The 20,355-nt window shown below is 34.2% G+C and carries 15 protein-coding genes; 11 read left to right on the forward strand and 4 right to left on the reverse strand.

The window, feature by feature from the left end; all coding sequences use genetic code 11:
- The gene (locus tag ACE94K_RS08860; protein WP_378182999.1) at positions 1 to 1,059 is read right to left on the reverse strand and encodes a DUF3667 domain-containing protein; all 1,059 of its coding nucleotides are present in this window, start codon (positions 1,057 to 1,059) and stop codon (positions 1 to 3) included.
- 381 nt (positions 1,060 to 1,440) lie between these two features.
- Between ACE94K_RS08860 and ACE94K_RS08865 the strand changes: the two genes are divergently transcribed.
- On the forward strand, positions 1,441 to 4,950 hold the full coding sequence (locus ACE94K_RS08865; protein ID WP_378183002.1) for a starch-binding protein: 3,510 nt from the start codon (positions 1,441 to 1,443) through the stop codon (positions 4,948 to 4,950).
- A 47-nt stretch (positions 4,951 to 4,997) separates the two neighbouring features.
- Here the strand turns inward: ACE94K_RS08865 and ACE94K_RS08870 are convergent, their stop codons facing one another.
- A complete protein-coding gene (locus ACE94K_RS08870) occupies positions 4,998 to 6,266 on the reverse strand; it encodes a DUF5103 domain-containing protein (protein ID WP_378183005.1) in 1,269 nt (422 codons plus the stop codon).
- Between the two features lie 189 nt (positions 6,267 to 6,455).
- On the opposite strand from ACE94K_RS08870, the gene ACE94K_RS08875 reads away from it, so the two are divergent.
- The 10 genes from ACE94K_RS08875 to ACE94K_RS08920 all read left to right on the forward strand — a co-directional run bounded on the left by ACE94K_RS08875 (position 6,456) and on the right by ACE94K_RS08920 (position 18,524).
- Entirely contained in the window at positions 6,456 to 7,808 is a 1,353-nt protein-coding gene (locus tag ACE94K_RS08875; protein WP_378183008.1) for a Na(+)-translocating NADH-quinone reductase subunit A, read from the forward strand.
- A 4-nt stretch (positions 7,809 to 7,812) separates the two neighbouring features.
- Positions 7,813 to 9,039 (forward strand): NADH:ubiquinone reductase (Na(+)-transporting) subunit B, encoded by a 1,227-nt coding sequence (locus ACE94K_RS08880; RefSeq protein WP_378183011.1) that lies wholly within the window; start codon positions 7,813 to 7,815, stop codon positions 9,037 to 9,039.
- Positions 9,040 to 9,041: 2 nt separating this feature from the next.
- The gene (locus ACE94K_RS08885; protein WP_378183014.1) at positions 9,042 to 9,800 is read left to right on the forward strand and encodes a Na(+)-translocating NADH-quinone reductase subunit C; all 759 of its coding nucleotides are present in this window, start codon (positions 9,042 to 9,044) and stop codon (positions 9,798 to 9,800) included.
- 3 nt (positions 9,801 to 9,803) lie between these two features.
- A complete protein-coding gene (locus tag ACE94K_RS08890) occupies positions 9,804 to 10,502 on the forward strand; it encodes an NADH:ubiquinone reductase (Na(+)-transporting) subunit D (protein WP_378183017.1) in 699 nt (232 codons plus the stop codon).
- Between the two features lie 77 nt (positions 10,503 to 10,579).
- A complete protein-coding gene (nqrE, locus tag ACE94K_RS08895) occupies positions 10,580 to 11,293 on the forward strand; it encodes an NADH:ubiquinone reductase (Na(+)-transporting) subunit E (protein WP_378183020.1) in 714 nt (237 codons plus the stop codon).
- A 1-nt stretch (position 11,294) separates the two neighbouring features.
- Positions 11,295 to 12,605, forward strand: coding sequence for an NADH:ubiquinone reductase (Na(+)-transporting) subunit F (gene nqrF / locus ACE94K_RS08900; protein ID WP_378183023.1), 1,311 nt, complete (start codon positions 11,295 to 11,297; stop codon positions 12,603 to 12,605).
- An 83-nt stretch (positions 12,606 to 12,688) separates the two neighbouring features.
- Positions 12,689 to 13,567, forward strand: a complete 879-nt coding sequence (locus ACE94K_RS08905) for a DUF4846 domain-containing protein (RefSeq protein ID WP_378183026.1) — start codon at positions 12,689 to 12,691, stop codon at positions 13,565 to 13,567.
- A 96-nt stretch (positions 13,568 to 13,663) separates the two neighbouring features.
- Positions 13,664 to 17,092, forward strand: coding sequence for a VIT domain-containing protein (locus tag ACE94K_RS08910; RefSeq protein WP_378183029.1), 3,429 nt, complete (start codon positions 13,664 to 13,666; stop codon positions 17,090 to 17,092).
- A gap of 35 nt (positions 17,093 to 17,127) precedes the next feature.
- A complete protein-coding gene (locus ACE94K_RS08915; RefSeq protein WP_378183032.1) occupies positions 17,128 to 17,505 on the forward strand; it encodes a Na(+)-translocating NADH-quinone reductase subunit F in 378 nt (125 codons plus the stop codon).
- 8 nt (positions 17,506 to 17,513) lie between these two features.
- Positions 17,514 to 18,524: an FAD:protein FMN transferase gene (locus ACE94K_RS08920; RefSeq protein WP_378183035.1), complete on the forward strand. Its 1,011-nt coding sequence runs from the start codon at positions 17,514 to 17,516 to the stop codon at positions 18,522 to 18,524.
- A 5-nt stretch (positions 18,525 to 18,529) separates the two neighbouring features.
- Here the strand turns inward: ACE94K_RS08920 and ACE94K_RS08925 are convergent, their stop codons facing one another.
- Positions 18,530 to 19,285, reverse strand: a complete 756-nt coding sequence (locus ACE94K_RS08925) for a LytR/AlgR family response regulator transcription factor (protein WP_378183038.1) — start codon at positions 19,283 to 19,285, stop codon at positions 18,530 to 18,532.
- Positions 19,266 to 20,348, reverse strand: a complete 1,083-nt coding sequence (locus tag ACE94K_RS08930; protein WP_378183041.1) for a sensor histidine kinase — start codon at positions 20,346 to 20,348, stop codon at positions 19,266 to 19,268. Before ACE94K_RS08930 ends, ACE94K_RS08925 begins: the two co-directional genes overlap by 20 nt.
- Between the last annotated feature and the right edge of the window lie 7 nt (positions 20,349 to 20,355).

Below are 20,355 nucleotides of genomic sequence, written 5' to 3' on the forward strand. Positions count from 1 at the left end.
TTAAAAAATAAACATAGATCCAATAATGGTAATAACGGATCCCAATCCTGCTAAGATAAAAAATAATACGTTCACTAACAGAAATTTAACAATAGTTTTGGCCCTTCCTTGCTGATAAAATTTGCGCATGGCTTTATATAAATAAAAGAGAAAAACGAGCATCGCAATGCTGGACGTTATTTCACTTTTGGTAATTTGATCAATCAAAATTGCAATTCCCATCAAAATGAAAAACATAGTTTGTGTATGAAAGATAAAAACCAAATGTTCCATATAGTTGAAAGGCCTTCGTACATATAACAACCACATCAAGAGAGCAAAAATGGGGAGAAAGAAAAAAATAATAAACGGAAGTTTATTAAAAACAAACACAAATAATTCCATTGGGTTATCACTTAAGTTTTTGGTTTTAATACTTCTGGTGTACAAATATTTAGTGTATGTGTTTTGTTCATGTTTTAAACTATCCAAAGCAATTGTAGCTACTACTTCTCTGGTTTTTTTATAATGAGATTTATAGGTTTTCCAGCGTTTTTCTATCGCTGTGAACAAATTCATGGAATCTAACTGAGCTTCTGTAAAATATACTTCTTTGGAAGAATTCTCAAATGTTTTTGTGGAGTCTGTCGGGCTCTTGCGAATTTCTACAATACCTATTTTTGAACGTTTGGTATCTTCTTCTGCTTTCTTTTGGTCACTGTTAAATTGAAGTTTTATTTGATCAAAATCGATGAAAAGTCCGTTAATGATAAAAAATAGAATAGAGACACTTAGGTAAAACCTAAATGGGTTGGCATACTTTACTCTTTTGCCTTCTATATAATCTTTGGAAATCTTTCCTGGACGAAATAGTAAGCCAACTATCGTGTGTCTTAGCCTGGAGTCATAAGAAAACATGCTGGCAAAAAATTCGTAAAAAAAATCCTTAAATGAAAGTTTTTTGGTCGTATTAATTTGACCACAGTTGTGGCAATAACGATCTACAATGTCCAAAGGAACGTGACAATTTAAACATTCGTTTCCTCGGTATTTTTTAAGAAATCTCCCCTTTTCTTTCATTTTTCGGCTGATGGTTTGCGTAATTGGACTAAAGTAATAGTATTTCGTTACAAATCATAAAAATTTAGAAAACAGCGCACCACAAGTGTATAAACGGTAGTTAATAAAAAACGCAAACGATAGAATTCGTTTGTAGGAAAAAATATTTACAACGTTTTAGGACGTTTTTTGTACTGTTTTTAGGCTAATACTTTGAGTTTTTTGTCGAAAAAAATAATTTAACCTCTAACGATAAAGTTGTGTTTAAATTATTGTTTTTTAGTATGTTAACTGGGGTTTATGTTAATTAGGCTACTGGTTTTTGGGATGGTTGATACGTATTTTTGGGTGGTTGTATTACGGTATAACAGCAGTGTTTATTAAATATTTCAAACCAGACAGATGAAAAAACCAATATTCTTTTTACCAACAGCTTTTGTGTTGTTATTCGTTTTTTTGAATATCACCCCTGTAAATTCACAATACAATGCAGATGCGCCTTGGATGCACAAATTGGCAGCAAAGGGAAAATCAGATGCCAGTTATACTCCTAAATTTCAGGAAGTCGTAAACTCGTTTAATCATTTTTGGAAAGATAAAGATAATACTGTTAAAGGGAGTGGGTACAAACCTTTTATGAGATGGCAAGAGTTTTACAAGAATGCTGTATTACCAGATGGAACGTTACCAACACCAGATTTCTACTGGAATATTTGGGAACAGAAACGAGTACATCAAAATTTTGAACAAAAAATAACCAATACCTGGCTACCAATGGGACCTTTTGATCACGATGGTTCTAATTCTTGGTCACCTGGTCAGGGTAGGGTGAATGTTGCAATCATTGACCCAAATCAACCCAATGTAATGTATGTTGGAGCACCGGCCGGAGGAATCTGGAAATCAATAGACAGTGGTGTGCATTGGGAGCCGTTATCTGATTATTTACCACAGATTGGAGTTTCAGGTATAGCTATAGATTATCATAATTCTGATATCATCTATATTTCAACCGGAGATGATGATTCTAGTGACGCGTTAGGTGTTGGTGTTTTAAAATCAACTGATGGGGGATATACTTGGAATAAGACAGGTTTAGATCCAAGCGATCAGTATGAAATAGGAAACGATATTTATATAGATCCAAATAATTCTAATAAACTTTGGGTAGCTACTACCAGAGGTGTTTATAAAACGGAAGATGCCGGTGCCACCTGGATTAAAACGTTATCTGGGAACATAAAAGATATCAAAATAAAACCAGAGGACACCAATATTATATATGCAGTAACATCAAATACTTTTTATAAGTCTACAGATGGAGGCAATAATTTTTATGTTGTCCAAAACGGATTACCTATCAATTCATTGCGATTGGTAATTGATGTAACTCCTGCAAATCCAGAGTATGTCTACGTATTAAGTGCTGCCCAAGATGGTTCTGCCTCGTTTCAAGGTCTGTATAAATCTACTGATAGTGGTACAAATTTTTTTAAGACACAAGAAACAGAGAATATTTTAGAGAGTACGCAAGCCTGGTATGATCTGGCCCTGGCAGTTTCTGATCAGGATCCTAATATTGTATTTGTAGGATGTCTTAATGTTTGGAAATCAACTAATGGAGGAGACGACTTTACCCGTATAAACCGATGGAATTTTCCAACAGAACCGACGTACACTCACGCGGACATTCATTTTTTACGTTATTATAATGGTAGATTACTATGTGGTAGTGATGGGGGAATTTATGAATCTACTAATAATGGAGGTTCATTTACTGATTTAACAAAAGGGTTACAGATAGGCCAGTTTTATAAGATTTCAGTTTCAGAAAATAGTAGTGCGGATCACTTAGTGGGTGGATTACAAGACAATGGAGGATATGCTTTGGATGGATCAAAATGGAATGTCTATCACGGAGCAGATGGCATGGATTGTGCTGTTCAGGGTAATGACTCCAATACATACTACGGATTCATACAGTTTGGAGGTAGTTTGTATAAGACGAAAGACAGGGGTAAAACAAGAACATACGTGGCATCAGGGCCAGAGCGAGGAAATTGGGTGACCCCCTTGGTCTCTAATCGTAATGGTAATTTATATGCTGGATTTAGCAGTTTTTATAAGCTGGAGGGATATTCTTTTAAAAAGCAGACAACATTCAATTTCGGAGGTAGTAATATTGAACATATTGAACTGGATCCGTCGGATACTAATATAATTTACATCGCGGAAGGCCAGAATTTATACAAAAGTGAAGATAGTGGAGCTAATTGGTCGCTGGTGCATAGCTTTGATAGATTTATTACTTCGGTAGAGGTTCATAATGATAATAATCAAATCATATATGCAACTACTTCCGGTTCTGGCGGAAGAGTATTCAGGTCAACGGATCAAGGCAATAATTTTTCTGATATAACAGGGAATCTTCCTTCGGAAGGAAAATTTGTGATACGACATCATAAAGGAACAGCATCTATTTATTTAGGAACGTATTTGGGAGTGTATTTTAAAAATGGAGATCAGCCTTGGCAAAATTATTCCACCAACCTTCCTAATGTAGCGGTTAGAGATTTAGAAATTAATTTAAAAGACCAAGTTTTATTAGCAGCTACCTATGGTAGGGGTGTTTGGAAAGTGCCTTTACAGATACAGTTTGAACTTGACACTATAGCTCCTTCTGTTCCCACTGATTTGCAGGTGTCTGATATTAGTCAATCTTCGGTCACTTTAGACTGGGAGGCTTCATCTGACAATGTAGGTGTTACTGAGTATGAAGTGTATGAAGGTATGTCATTTGTAAAGTCTGTAAGAGGAAATACTGCTGTTATTAGCGGATTGTCTCCTAATACCACGTATCAATTCAGAATAATAGCAAAGGATAGACAAGGGAATGAGTCGGTATCAAGTGAAATCACATCAGTTACTACGGAAGCCTTGACAGAAATTACTTTTAATTTTTATAAACCAGCAGGTTGGGAAAACACAGTAAACGTATACTTTTTTAGCTCAATATCTGATGCGACTTTAATAAGTACGAACGAATGGCCAGGGCAAGAAATGAGCAATTATCCTACGACTAATTGGTATCAATACACATTGATCTTGCCGGAAGGAGTCAGCGCTGATGAGGTAAGAATGGTTTTTAACAGTAATGAAAATCAGACAGATGATTTAGCGCGAAGCACAAGCGGATGGTATCAAGATGGTGTTTGGAGCGATAACTGTAGAAATAATTGTGAAGGATTGGATGCAATTTTATTAGATATATATTTCAAAACACCTACCTATAGTTGGAATGGTGCCTCGAATATCTATGTGTTTGATAGTAACCGAAATGTTACCCTAGAAAATACTGCCGTTTGGCCAGGTCAAACCATGGAAACGATAGCGGGTTCACCTTGGAAAAAATGGTCTTTTGTGGTTCCTAATGGAGTTTTGCCGGATGATATAGGGATTGTTTTTAATGACGGTAATGGAATGCAGACTATTGATTTGGCTAGAAACAGAACCGGATGGTTTACCGCAGGCTACATCGATAATGGGAAGTATGTAGGATTCTGGACCGATACTTGTCCCTCTTCCTGTACCCAGATTTCAGAGAATGAAGAATGGGTTGCTACCCGGCCAGTGGATAATTTCGATTTAGCCAGAGAGCAAAAAACTATCATTTTTCCTAATCCGATTCAAGGGGAGTCAATATTAAGTTTTCAGGCAATGTACGATGGAGTTTTAGAAATTACAGCGGTTAATATTTTAGGGCAACAAAAAGTAATATATAAGCAAAGAGTTGAGCCTGGTGAACAAAGAATACTATTGAATCGAAATCAGGTAAATGCTAAAGGAATGTACTTCTATTCAATCTATCTTAATGGAGTAAAACAAGAGACATTAAAAGTTGTGGTGCAATAATATAGTAAGCCGGTAATTAACAAGGTGAGACCTGAGATCTTACCTTGTTAATTTGTTATATTTCTTGAATTTCCTACTCCTTTGCCAATGGCACGATCATATCTGGCAGTTGGAGCTCGGTAATAAGGAATTACCACATATTCATTTTCAGTTTCATCAAAATTACCACTAATGAATCCGGGTTCTATGCTTCCGTCAGGTCTTAATAAGACATATTTATAATTATAAAAGCCTTGTTTGAAAAGTCTTTTAGAAGTGTATACGGCATTTTCTTTGTCGTAAGTTAATCGGGTAGATGCATCCGTAACATAATTATTGAAATTACCGTAAATATGTATTTCACCGCCATCTAGTGGTTCATAGCATTCTAAAGAAAAATGCATCCAGACATAATCAGCTTGAGTATTGCTATCTTCAGCTCTTAAATTTCTAACTACAAAATTACCATTGATATCAGGGTAGTACGTATATATTCTATTAGCTCTTACAATATCTGTGTATAGATAATTATTATAGATATCTTGCAGATCAATGCTCCTGATATTGGCAGTTGTGGATCGTACCTCTTTGCTGTCAAAGAAAAGATATTCATTACCACCCCAAAAACTGGCTTGCGTATCATATTTGTACACTAAACTATTCGCTATGGTAAATTGTGGAATTAGATCTGTAATTGCGTTTTTTAAATCATTGTTCTGTATAACTAATGTCTTAACCGTACGTTTCGGGTTTTTTAAAATTTCATTGGGAGAGCTAATTTCAAACTGAACGGCTTGTCTGGTGTTTATATATTTTAAATCTCGGGATCTTTTGGTATATACTTTTACATTAGACAAGTTTTCATACACAATAAATTTTCTGGAAAAAACAATGTCATCATCATCGTTATAGATCTCGATCATATAATTTCCACTCACTTTTAGACCTCTGGTATCCTCATTAGGTATTCTTAAAGTGTAGTGGCTGTATAGTTGTAAAGTGTTGAAAGAATTTTCATAATTTACAATTCTAATGTCATCAAAACCGTTCAGGTATTCGTTCTTGTATAAAACTGATGGTGTCCAGTCAAAATTATAGTGTGTTATTTTATAGTAATAATCTGCTTCATTGCCGTTAATATCATCAAACTTTATAGTCAAAGGTTCTCCGAGTTTGATAATCGGAGTTCCCGAGAATTCTTCAGTACCAAAAAGCTGAATAGTAGTTATGTAATCTGGAGGTTGTATTTCTTCTACGATTTCTTGAGCAATTATAGATGATGTAAAGCTTCCGGATAATGCTAAAATTACTAGGAATTGTTTAAGTTTTTTTGACATTTTTTACGAGTTAACCGTGTAAAGATAAACAAAATGTGTGCCTGAATAAGCCTGCTTATTTTTTAGGTTTGAAAAAACCTTATTTAGAAACGTTATAAATAAAATCTTATAATAGATGGTGCTTTTACTTACGTGTTTTAATTAGTAAATTTGCACGATTTTTTTAGTTAATTAACATAGACTACAAATATGTCAAAAGACATTCGTATCAGAAAGGGCTTGGACATTAAGCTGGTTGGCGAGGCAGAAAAGATTACTGCAGAAGCTACCAAAAGCAATGTTTACGCAATTAAGCCTGACGATTTTCACGGTATCGTACCCAAAGTTATTGCTAAGCAAGGTACAGAAGTTAAAGCCGGCGAACCACTTTTCCACTCTAAAACTAATGAAAAAATGTTGTTTCCTTCACCGGTAAGTGGTGAGGTTGTGGAAATTGTTCGCGGTGCTAAACGAAAAATACTAGCATTTAAGATTTTAGCAGATAAAGAACAGCAGTTTGCAGACTTTGGAACCAAGGATGTAAAAGCAATGAGTGGAGAAGATGTAAAGTCGCACTTATTAGCTGCGGGATGCTGGCCTTTCATCAAACAACGTCCTTATGATGTTATTGCGAATCCTGATGTTGCGCCAAAAGCAATTTTTATCTCTGCTTACGCTACGGCGCCATTAGCCGCCGATTTAGAATACGTATTGGCAGGAAAAGAAAATGAGCTTCAGGCGGCTGTTACTGCTTTGAGTAAGTTGACAGAAGGTGATGTTCACGTATCTATAGGTAAAAAAGGAGATTCACCTTTTTCAGGCTTAGATAATATTATCTTGCATCAAGTAAGTGGTCCACATCCAGCTGGAAATGTAGGTGTGCAAATTGCCAAAATAGATCCTATAAACAAAGGAGAAGTTGTTTGGATTGTAAATCCACAAGATTTGGTAATTATTGGCGAACTGTTATTGTCTGGAAAATTCAATTCTGAGCGAATTATTGCATTGGTAGGATCTTCTGTGAAAAACCCAAAATATTTTAAAACCAGAATTGGAGCTGAGGTTTCTTCAGTAGTATATGATTCCGGAGTAAATGATAGTAATATCAGAGTTATTAGTGGTAATGTACTTACTGGTGATAACGTAAAACCAGATGGAAACCTCGGATTTTACCATGATATGATTACGGTAATCCCTGAAGGGAATGATTATGAGTTTTTTGGGTGGAACAAACCGATTTTTAATAAAATCTCTCCATCAAGAGCATTAACGTTTTCATGGTTGTTTCCAAATAAAAAGTATGATTTGGATACTAATACCAACGGAGAACATAGGGCTTTTGTAGTAACAGGTGCATATGAAGAGGTTTTTCCTATGGATATTTATCCTTTACAAATCCTAAAAGCTTGTGCGGTGAATGATCTTGATGCCATGGAACAATTAGGTATGTACGAAGTGGCTCCAGAGGATTTTGCATTGACCGAGTTTATATGTGCTTCTAAACAGCCACATCAAGAGATCATTAGAGAAGGACTAGATTTAATGTTAAAAGAAATAGGATAAAGTCATGGGTTTAAAAAGTAAATTACATAACTTAAAACTTAAGTATAAGGACAAAAAGATGGCGCCTGCATTCAATGCACTCCATACTTTTTTATATCTACCAAACGAAACTACCCATTCCGGAGCGCATATTCGTGCTGCAGATGACCTGAAAAGAACAATGAATACAGTGATCATCTCTTTGATTCCTTGTTTGTTGTTTGGGATTTTTAACGCAGGTTACCAGCATTATTCAGCCTTAAATGGTTTTCCTGAGGAATTTTCTTTATTCGAGCATTTTATCAACTGGGATAATTTTGTTTTAGGAGCTTGGACAGTGTTACCACTGGTTGTAGTTTCCTACGGAGTTGGTCTTGCGGTTGAATTTTTGTTTGCTGTCATAAAAGGACACGAAGTAGAAGAAGGATATTTGGTTACCGGTATGTTAGTTCCACTGATAGTTCCTGTTGATATCCCTTTATGGATGTTAGCAGTAGCGGTTATTTTTGGTGTTGTTATAGGTAAAGAAGTTTTTGGAGGAACAGGAATGAATATCCTAAACCCAGCCTTAACCATCAGAGCATTTTTATTCTTTGCATATCCAACTTGGATGTCTGGAGATAAAGTTTGGGTGCACGGAGCCGTTGAACAACCGGATGCAATTTCGGGAGAAACTATTCTAGGTGGACTTGCTCAGGGAAAAGAAATTCTCACTACTGTTGGAGCTAAAGGTAATGAAGTAGCTTATTCTATTTCAGAAGCATTCTACGGATTTATTCCGGGATCTGTTGGTGAGACTTCTAAATTATTAATTTTACTTGGTGCTGCATTTTTAATTTTTACCAAAATAGCAAGCTGGAGAATCATTTTGAGTGGTTTTGTAGGTGCAGCTGTGATGGGATTAATATTTAACGGAGTTGTAGATGCAGGTTGGATTACCGAAAGTAGCAAGTTTTACGGATTGATGAGTACTCCATTTTGGCAGCATTTGATTATTGGTAGTATTGCATTCGGAGTGGTATTTATGGCTACAGATCCTGTTTCCGGTTCTCAAACTAATAAAGGAAAATGGATTTATGGATTTTTGATTGGTTTTATTTCTATATTGATCCGTGTATTTAATCCGGCATATCCAGAAGGAGTATTCTTAGCAATCTTATTAATGAATGTATTTGCCCCTACAATTGATCATTACGTAGTGCAAGGAAACATTAAGAAGAGAATGAAACGTCTAAAATTAAAAACAGCTTAGTAATGGCGATTAATACAGATAAAAATTCATATACAATCATTTTTGCAGTGGCAATGGTGGTTGTGGTAGGTTCATTATTGGCATTTACGGCTTCTTCATTAAAAGAAAATATAGCTGCAAATAAGAGAACAGAAAAACAGCAAAATATTCTTTTTGCTATGGGGATTACTGATCCTGAAGATTCTAATGAGTTTGTTCCGGCTGAGCAAGCAGAAGACCTGTTTAACAAGTATGTTGGAGAAAATGGTCAGTATCTTGTAACAGGCAATCAGGCAGAACAAACTACAGAGGCTTTTGCAATTGAAGTTAAAAAAGAAAATGATAAGGTAAAACAAGATCCTAACTATCAGCGAAAAATGCCATTGTTTATTGGTAAAAAGGATGGTGAAGAATATTACATCATACCTATGAGAGGTAATGGTCTTTGGGATGCGATTTGGGGTTATGTGGCTTTGGATAAAAATTTTACCAAAGTAAAAGGAGCATTTTTTGATCATAAAGGAGAAACGCCTGGACTTGGAGCAAATATAAAAGAAGCATATTTTAGAGATGATTTCATTGGAGAAAGTATTTTGAATGCTTCAGGAGATTATGCGGGTGTGACTGTGAAGAAGGGAAATGCTGATCCTAAGAATGAAGATAAAAGCGACAATGAGGTCGATGCTTTAGCCGGAGCGACGATCACTGGTGATGGTGTTACCGCAATGGTAAAAAAAGGTATAAAAATGTACCAGCCTTATTTCCAAAATTTAAAAAAATAAGCTATGGCCGAAGTAACAGAAGAAAAAGTTGAAGTCAAAGTAAAGGAGCCTAGAGAGCCATTATTTTCGAAAAAGAATAAAAAATTATTAACCGATCCACTGGCAGATAACAATCCGATTACGATACAGGTATTAGGTATCTGTTCTGCGTTGGCAATTACTGCACAGTTAAAGCCATCTATAGTTATGGCGATTTCTGTAATTTTTGTATTAGGAATCGGTAATGTGGTCATCTCGTTAATGAGGAATATTATTCCGTCTAAAATTAGAATTATTGTTCAATTAGTTGTGGTAGCTGCTTTGGTAATTGTAGTAGATCAAGTGTTAAAAGCATTTGCGTACACATTAAGTAAAGAACTTTCGGTATTTATTGGTCTTATTATTACAAACTGTATCATTATGGGACGTTTTGAAGCCTTTGCTTTAGGTAATGGACCTTGGAAATCCTTTCTTGATGGCATAGGAAATGCAGCAGGATACGGTGTATTGTTGATCATTGTAGCTTTTTTTAGAGAGCTATTAGGATCTGGTACATTATTCGGAATAAAGGTTTTAGGAGACCCAATTGAGAAGACAGGAGTCTATGCTTATGGCTATGAGAATAATGGTTTTATGGTATTGGCGCCAATGGCATTAATTACGGTAGGAATTATTATTTGGATTCAAAGAAGTAGAAATAAAGCTTTAATAGAAGATCACTAGAAGCAGTCAATAGTTGTGATGAGTAGTTGGAAGTATATAACTTTCAATTATAGTTAACAACCAAAAACTAATATAAAATGGAATATTTAGAATTATTTTTAAAATCGATCTTTATAGATAATATGGTATTTGCATTCTTTTTAGGAATGTGTTCTTACCTAGCTGTATCTAAAAAGGTCTCTACGGCTGTAGGTCTTGGTGCTGCGGTTATATTCGTTTTAGCCATAACAGTACCTTTAAACTTCTTGTTAGATAAGTATATTCTTAGAGAAGGAGCGTTGACTTGGTTAGGACCAGAATATGCGGATTATGATTTAAGTTTCTTAACCTTTATTTTATTTATTGCTACCATCGCAACTATGGTACAATTGGTAGAAATTATTGTAGAAAAATTTTCACCTTCATTATATAATTCCTTAGGTATTTTCTTACCACTGATTGCAGTAAACTGCGCTATTCTGGGAGGGTCCTTATTTATGCAGCAAAAAGAATTTGCTACGATTTCTCACGCAGCAGTATATGGAATCGGATCTGGGATTGGGTGGTTTTTGGCAATTTTGGCAATAGCTGCTATTAGAGAAAAAATCAGATACTCTAATGTACCAGCTCCTTTAAGAGGTTTGGGTATCACGTTTATCCTCACCGGTTTAATGGCAATTGGATTTATGAGTTTCGGTGGAATGCTAACAGGAGGTGATGAAGAAGAAGCTCAGAAAAAAGAAACTGTTCAGGTAGAGGAAAAAACTTCGAAAGAAGTAGCAGAAAATACTAACGTTACAACACTTAAATAATATGATATTTTTAGCGTCAACAATTGGAACAATCGCTATCACCATTATTTCGTTTTTGGTACTTACACTTGTATTGGTAGGGATTTTATTATTTGCGAAAGATAAATTACTACCGTCAGGACCGGTTAAAATTACTATTAATGGAGAGAAGGAGATAGAAGTGGCCTCGGGTGGTACTTTATTATCTACCTTAGGAAGTCAAAAAATATTCTTACCATCAGCTTGTGGTGGTGGAGGAACCTGTATTCAGTGTGAATGCCACGTATTAGAAGGTGGAGGAGAAGCATTACCAACAGAAACACCACATTTCTCTCGTAAAGAGTTACAGCATGGTGCGAGATTGGCTTGTCAGGTAAAGGTAAAACAAGACATGAACATTGAGATTCCGGAAGAAGTATTCGGGATTAAAAAATGGGAAGCTACTGTTGTTCGTAATTACAATGTTGCATCTTTCATAAAAGAATTTGTAGTAGAAATTCCTGAAGATATGGGATATAAAGCCGGAGGATATATTCAGATTGAAATTCCGCCATGTGAGATCAAATACTCCGATATTGACATCACTGCCCACCCAGAAGAGCATGATACTCCGGATAAGTTTCAGGCAGAATGGGATAAATTTGGTTTATGGCCATTAGTGATGAAAAATAATGAAACTGTAGAACGAGCTTATTCTATGGCTTCTTATCCTGCAGAAGGAAGAGAAATTATGCTTAATGTGCGTATTGCTACTCCGCCTTGGGATAGAAGTAAAAATGGATGGATGGATGTAAATCCAGGTGTAGCCTCATCTTATATTTTTGCACAAAAACCGGGTGATAAAGTTACTATTTCTGGACCTTACGGAGAGTTTTTTATCAATGAATCTGAAGCAGAAATGTTGTATGTAGGTGGTGGAGCAGGAATGGCACCAATGCGTTCTCATTTATACCACTTATTCAAAACATTAGAAACAGGTCGTAAAGTTACTTATTGGTATGGTGGACGTTCAAAAAGAGAATTATTCTATTTAGATCATTTTAAACAATTAGAAGATAAATTTTCGAACTTCAAATTTTACTTGGCATTATCAGAACCGTTAGAGGAAGATAACTGGAAAGTAAAGAAAGATATCAATGATGAAGAAGGAGATGGTTTTGTAGGATTCATTCATAACTGTGTAATCGATAATTATCTTAATCATCACGAAGCTCCAGAAGATATAGAATTATACTTCTGTGGACCACCGTTGATGAACAAGGCCGTTCAGAAAATGGGAGAAGATTTTGGTATTCCGGACGAGAATATCAGATTTGATGACTTTGGAGGATAGACACGGTGTGTCTCTTATATATTTTAAAAACCGATACGCAGTATCGGTTTTTTTGTTTTTGTGAGATTTAAACAGATTGATAGATGAAAAAGTACATCATTGTAGTAGTGGTAATAGCCGCTGCAGTTTTCATTTTTAGAACAACATTCAAAGGAAAACATCTAACAAATCACATAAAGGGTATCGTTAATAATGCCGTTTCAGCTCCTAATTTTATAAATGAACAAGGAGATTCTATTTCTACTCGAGTATTAGTTCCGATGGGATATAAAAGAACAGAATATCCGAAAGGTTCCTTTCAGAAATATCTTCGAAATTATCGATTAAAAAAGCACGGAGTACCTATAATTAACTATGATGACACCAAATATTTTGCTCAGCATTGGCATGATGCCATTTTAGAAGTTCCTGTTCCGGCTAATGGATTACAACAATGTGCTGATGCCTTAATGAGGATGAGAGCAGAGTATTTATGGGATGCGGATAGAAAGGATGAAATAGGCTTTAATTTTACTTCTGGTCATTATTGTTCCTGGAAGAAATATGCAGAAGGATACAGACCAAAAATCAAGGGAAATACAGTAACTTTTCATAGAACAGCTACACCCAACTCTTCTAAAGCTAACTTTTATAAATATTTGAATCTAATTTATACGTATGCAGGTACTTTGTCTTTATATACAGAATTACCTAAAGTTGAAATAAAGAATTTAACCATTGGTGATATGTTAGTAAAACCTGGATCTCCCGGACACATCGAAATTATAGTTGATGAGGTTATTAATGATCGGGGAGACAAACTGTTTTTATTGGCTCAAGGCAATACTCCAGCTCAAAGCGTTTGTTTGCTTAAAAATTTTGAAGACACCAGTATATCCCCGTGGTATAGATTTACGGAAGATGAGCCTGTGTATACACCTAGCTACTACTTTGAAGAAGCTAGGTTTATCAGGTTCAAATAAAGTTAGTTTACTCAACCAAAAGATGACTTCCCTCATTTTGGGTTTTGTGCAGGCAAGGTAATCCTGAGCTTTACCACAAATATAAAATAGCCAATTATGAAAAAATCATTACTGCTCGTATTATTTGTATCCTTTATAAAATTGTATTGTCAGGAAGCACCGGTTATCCAACTAAATGATTCTGTCCAATTAAAACTTTCAGTATTAAAAGTAGATGTAAAAATTATAGGAAATTTTGCAACCACTACCTATGATATGAAATTCTTTAATGAGCAGGATAGAACCTTAGAAGGAGAATTGATTTTTCCTTTGGGACAAGGTCAATCAGTTTCTGGTTTTGAAATGGATGTTAATGGAGAAATGAGAGCAGCGGTTATTGTGGAGAAAGAATTGGCAAGAGTAGCTTATGAGAGCACAGTAAGACAAAATATAGATCCGGGGCTGTTGGAAAAGACTCAGGGGAATAATTATAAAGCAAGAATTTATCCAATTTTACCAAAAGGGTATAAGAATATTATAATTACTTATGAGCAGGAGTTGTTTAACACGGACGATTCTAGACTTTATGATTTGCCTCTTGGTTTTACAAATCGTATGGATGAGTTTTTTGTCGATATAAACGTATATGGAAGTGAAAAGCCTAAGGTTACTAATAATGATGTAGCTTTTGTTCAAAAAGATAATAAATATCAGGCTTCGATATATAAAAAGAATTATGTGGCCTCTTCTTCTATATTAGTGAATATACCGAAAATTTTAGGTTCAAGACAGGTGATAACCTACAACGATTTTTTCTATATAAATCAGCAATTCGAGCCAAATTCAAGATTAAAAGAAAAACCAAAAAGTGTAACAATCTTATGGGATTCATCGTTTTCGAATAATCATAGAGAGACTAAAAAAGAGTTAGAACTATTAGACTTGTATTTTGGTTATTTACAAAATGTTGATGTTCAATTTATATCTTTTAGTAATTCTATGCATTTCAATAAAATGTTTACGGTTGCTAATGGTAATTGGTCAATTTTAAAGGAACAAATAGAAAAAGTGACGTATGATGGAGGTACCTCTTTAGGCTTCTTAAATAAGATAAAAATAAAATCTGAAGAGGTCTTGTTTTTTACAGATGGCTTAATCAATCTGGGAGGATTTGATAAGAAAATTAATAAAAGTATTTATACAATTAATTCTTCAGTTTCTGGGGATCATGAGTATATGAATAGTATTGCTACGAGATCTGGGGGGAATTATATAAATCTAATCCGGTTTTCGCCAAAAAATGCACTAGAAATTTTGAAGCATGAAACCTATCAGTTTTTGGGAATAGCAAAAAACGATAAAGTAGAAGAAGTATATCCGAATCAAAATACAAATGTGCTGTCTGATTTTTCTTTAACAGGTAAGTTTAGAGAGCATACAACGGTTACATTGCTTTTTGGATACCAAAATAAGGTAACAAATAAAATTCAGGTTTCTACTACTTCTGAAGCACAGGATAAAACCATAATAAGACTATGGGCAAAACAAAAACTTATTTCCTTAAATAGGGATAAAAAGAGAAATAAGGAAAAGATCGTATCCTTGGCAAAACAATATAAGTTAATTACAGAGTTTACTTCTATGCTAATTTTAGATAGAATAGAAGATTATGTGAAGTATCGTATAGAGCCTCCGAAAGAATTGAAAGTAGCTTATAAAGAACAAATTACAGCTATTGAAGAAGAAGTACAATATAAAAAAGAAGAGCTAGAAGAAAGAAGGGAAGATTTATTTAAGGGTTATGAAAATCTACGTAAATGGTACACCACAAAATTTCCCAAGAAAACAGAAAAAGCAAAACCTAAAAATCATTCAAGGAACGCAAACCCTAATCATAATATTGAGCAAAACGCCAGTAGTGATACCCTTCGAGAAACAGTTGCTAATACCAGTACCTCCGTAATTGAAATGAATAGAGCGATACTTGATCCATCAAAACAAGTAGTTTCTGGAACGATAACTGATAATACGGGCTTGCCATTACCAGGCGTAAATGTTTTGGTAAAAGGAACTACAAATGGTACTCAAACAGATTTTGATGGTAACTTTAGTATCAATGCAGAGATTCAGCAAGAATTGGAAATCTCGTATATAGGGTTTGCATCCAAAAAAATTACTGTCGGGAATGCTAATACCTTGCGGATTCAATTAGAAGAAGATACTGCTCATTTAGAAGAAGTTGTAGTAATGGGATATGGAACACAACAGAAAAAATCTATAACAGCATCAGTTACAACTGTAGTATCTGAGTCATTTTCTGAAGCTGTTGCAGGAGTTCTTGTGGATAAAAATCAACCAGGAGCGAATACTTCGGTTGTAGTTAGAGGTGTGTCAACTATTTCTAATGATTTTCAACCATTGTATATAGTAGATGGTGTCCCTGTAAAAGGAAATCCAACGAATCAATTATCCCCAGACAACATAGAGTCGATACAAATCTTAAAAGAGGAGAGTGGTGTAGCATTATATGGCGCCAGAGGGAATAATGGCGTAATTGTAATTGTAACTAAAGAAGGAAAAGAAAAGAAGTTTGAAAAGATTGAAGAATTAAATCAAAAAATTTCAGACCAAATAACATTAAAATCTTGGAATCCCGATGCTCCTTATCTAAAGATATTAGCAAAAGAAAAAACTGTTGACTTGGCGTATGCAAAATATATAGAAATTCGAAGTCAATACACCAACACACCTTCTTTTTATCTTGATGTAGCAGATTTTTTTGATAAAAGAGATGAGCCCTTGATAGCAATCAAAATACTAACCAATCTTATGGAAGTGGATTTAGATAATCACGAATTAATGAGAGCCTTGGCTTATAAACTGGAATATTTTAGTAAATATGATTTGGCGGTCATGGTATATGAAAAAGTGTTAGAATTAAGAACCGAAGAACCACAATCCTATAGAGATTTGGCACTAGCTTATGAAAATATAGGTGAGTTTCAAAAGAGTTTCGATTTGTTATACAAAGTATATAACGGGGATTTGTTAGAGAAAGATGAGGATGAGCGATTTTTAGGTATAGAACAAATAGCGTATGTAGAAATTAATAGACTGGTGTATAAGTATAAAAAGAAATTGAAGTTGCCTAAATTAGCTAAAAATACTTTTAATGAGACTCCTGTAGATGTTCGAGTGGTGATCGACTGGAATCACAATGATACGGATATAGATTTATGGGTAATAGATCCAAATGAAGAAAAAGGATACTATAAGAATTCTGAAACAAAAATAGGAGGTAGATTATCTAATGATATGACAGAAGGATATGGTCCTGAAGAATTTATGCTTAAAAATGCTGTCAAGGGTAATTATAAAGTAATGATTGATTATTTTTCTGATAATGTTCAAAAGATATCCGGACCAACTATATTGAAAGTAACTATGTTTACCAATTATGGAAAGAAAAATGAATCCAAAAAAGTGAGCATTGTTACATTAGGAAAAGAAGAAGACGAAGTTGAGATTGGAAGTTTAAAATTTTAAATCAAATACCTTTATTATAGTATCTTTGTAATGCTATGACAAGAATACTTACGAAACAAGAGCTTCATAATCTGGCAATGAACATTGTTGGAGAAGAATTAGAAAAAAAAGGGTTTGAATTCATTGCTATCAATAGCAAATTAGGTAAACATCCGCAATTTGTATGTATTGATGCGTCTAATCAACGATATTTTGTAATAGTAAAAGCAATATCATATCCTGATAATCCACATAATTATGATATGGTTTGGATGGAAGCTTTTAAAAAGCACGCCAGAGAACAAGAGGCAAAGGTATTTTATGCAGGTGTCGGATTACAGAATTCGGAGAACCCTAGCAAACCTGTTTTCTTAAATGAAGAATATGTTCTGGAATACGCAGGATTACAATTGGTAGAAACACACCTTAATTAAATAGTATAATGCGTAACCTTCTCTTGTTTTTTGTTTTAGCAACTAGCTTTTTATCGTGCAAAAAAGAATCCAGGCAATATTTAAATTATACAAGTGGTACCGCATTCGGCACTACTTTTTCGGTTCAGTTTATAGAAACAAAAGAGGTCGACTTTGCTAAATCTTATGATAGTATTATTCATGTAATTAATAATTCGATGTCGACTTATCAGGACGATTCTGATATTTCAAAGATCAATCGAGGAGATACCACCATTGTTGTTGATGATCATTTTAAGAAAGTATTCCGTGCTTCAAAAGAGATTTATAAAGAAACTCAAGGTGTATTTGATCCCACTATTGGGGTTTTGGTGAATGCCTGGGATTTTGGTCCAGAAGGAAAAATAATTGCTTTAGATAGCTTAAAAATAGACAGTTTACTTATTTCTGTGGGTTTAGATAAGGTTACACTGAAAAACAATAAGATTGTCAAGCAACATAAGAATACTTTTCTGGATTTCAATGCATTGGCAAAAGGGTATGCAGTAGACGTTTTTGCTAAGTTTTTAGAAGCTAAAGGGATTAAAAATTATTTGGTAGAAATAGGAGGTGAGATTAAAGGTAAAGGAAGTAATTTAATCAAAGAAAAGCCTTGGAAAATTGGAGTAGAAGATCCTAATTTTGATCAAACACAATCGTATAGCAAAGTGCTTTCTTTACAAAATGAAGCGATGGCAACTTCGGGAAGTTACCGCAAATTTAAGATAGATGAGAACGGTAATAAGTATGCTCATATAATCGATACAAAAATAGGATATCCTCATAAATCGAATCTTTTAAGTGTTTCTGTATTAACTAACAGCTGTATGAAAGCTGATGCCTATGCCACCGCCCTTATGTCTATGGGGTTAGAAAAATCCAAACAGTTTTTAAACACACATCCAGAGTTAAAAGTGTATTTTATTTATGAGAATGAGGAAAACGAACTTAAAACACTTAGTATTAATGGTTTTTCTAACGATTCATCTATCCAAAACTAAAAAAGCTACCTATTTAACCATTCTTTAAAATCACCGGTTTTTTGCCGACTTACTATAAATTCTTGATCTTTAGAATTTAGTATAGAAAGTTTAAATCTATGATTGAAATAAGGATCAATTTTTTGAATTGAATTCTTTGAAATTATTTGTCCTCTATTAATTCTGAAAAAATGATTAACATCTAAAGAATCAAATAGTTGATCCAGGGTTTCATTAATGATATATCTTTTTATAGAAGTTACCCCAAAAGTGATGCTGTCTTCAGAATAGAAATATAAAAGATCCGAAATTTTAACCTGAACAAATCCACTTCCTTCTTTTACCAATATTCCTTCTCTACGGGTGGCCTTAGTTTGCATACTGTCAAGAAGTTTTTTTAAGACGGTAGGATCCACAAAAGGTTTTTTATTAGACTTGGTAAATTTCAATAATGCTTGATTTAGATCCTCTTCCTGAATTGGCTTTAGTAAATAATCGATGCTATTTACTTTAAATGCCTGAATGGCGTATTGATCAAAAGCTGTGGTAAAAATAATGGGTGCATCAATATCTATTTTTTGAAATATTTCAAAACTTAATCCATCTGCCAGCTGAATATCCATAAAAACTAAATCAGGAGCAGTATGTTTTTCAAACCAAAGTACAGCATCTTCAACTGTATCAATAATATTTAATAACTGATACTCAAAATTACAGGCTGCAAGTTTACTCTGTAATTGATTCGCTGCTCGTGGTTCATCTTCAATGATTAATATCTGCATACTTATTTTTTTTGTCAGATGGTTTTAATAACGGAAGGGAAACAATGAATTGGGTTGAATCATTTTTAATGTTGATAGGTTCGTTTGAAATCAACGTGTAACGCTTTTCAATATTTTTAAGCCCGACCTTTGTAGAAGGTATTTGAGTTGATTTTGGTTGAATCTTATTCGTCACTGTTAGAAAGTTGTTTTTTACTTCTACCGCTATTTTTAAAGGTTTTGCTTTTGAAATTACGTTATGTTTTATGGCATTTTCCAATAAAAGTTGAAGACTCATTGGTATGATCATAGAACGTAATGAGTTATCCGGAATATCCCAAACTACCCGTAGGTTGTTTCCAAATCTCTCGGATTGTATATGGATATATGATTTTGCGAATTTTAATTCATCTCTAAGTAAAATCATATTTTCGTTTCCGGATTCTAGTATAAAACGATATACGTTTGATAATTTATCTACAAAATCGGTTGCCTCGTCTTTAGAATTTTGATCGATGATATCTCGTAGTGTATTGAGCGTATTAAAGAAAAAATGTGGTTGCGCTTGATTTCTAAGGGCATCCAATTGTGCCTGTATAATCATCTGCTTGGTTTGTTCTTCTTCTCTAATCGATTTCTTTAACCGTATGTAGAAATAAATTGCTTCGTATATCGCCATAGTCATTGTACTAATTAGGATAATTGGCACTAATATTTTAGCTCTGGAAACAGGATTGTAGTTAATATTCCAGATAAAAGATATTAACATACCACCAACCACATCTACTACAACAACTGTGGTGACAATAGCGATAAAGAATAGAATGATACGTTTTAGATTATCTTCAAAGCTGGGATATTTCTTTCTTAAAAAAATCATTATAGCACGAATGATAAACCAATCACAGGTTGAAAAGAATAGTGAGATGTTCCATCGGATAATAGCTTCACTTAGGGAATAACTTTCAAAAGAATTATTAAAAAGAAAGTATGTGATAAAACTTAGAATCAGAATACCAACAATAATAAACCAAAAGTCATCAAAACCTAAATACTTTATACGTTTCTTTTTATTGACTAACATCTTTGGT

It is taken from the genome of Aquimarina besae, from assembly GCF_042434905.1.
Taxonomy (GTDB): Bacteria; Bacteroidota; Bacteroidia; order Flavobacteriales; family Flavobacteriaceae; genus Aquimarina.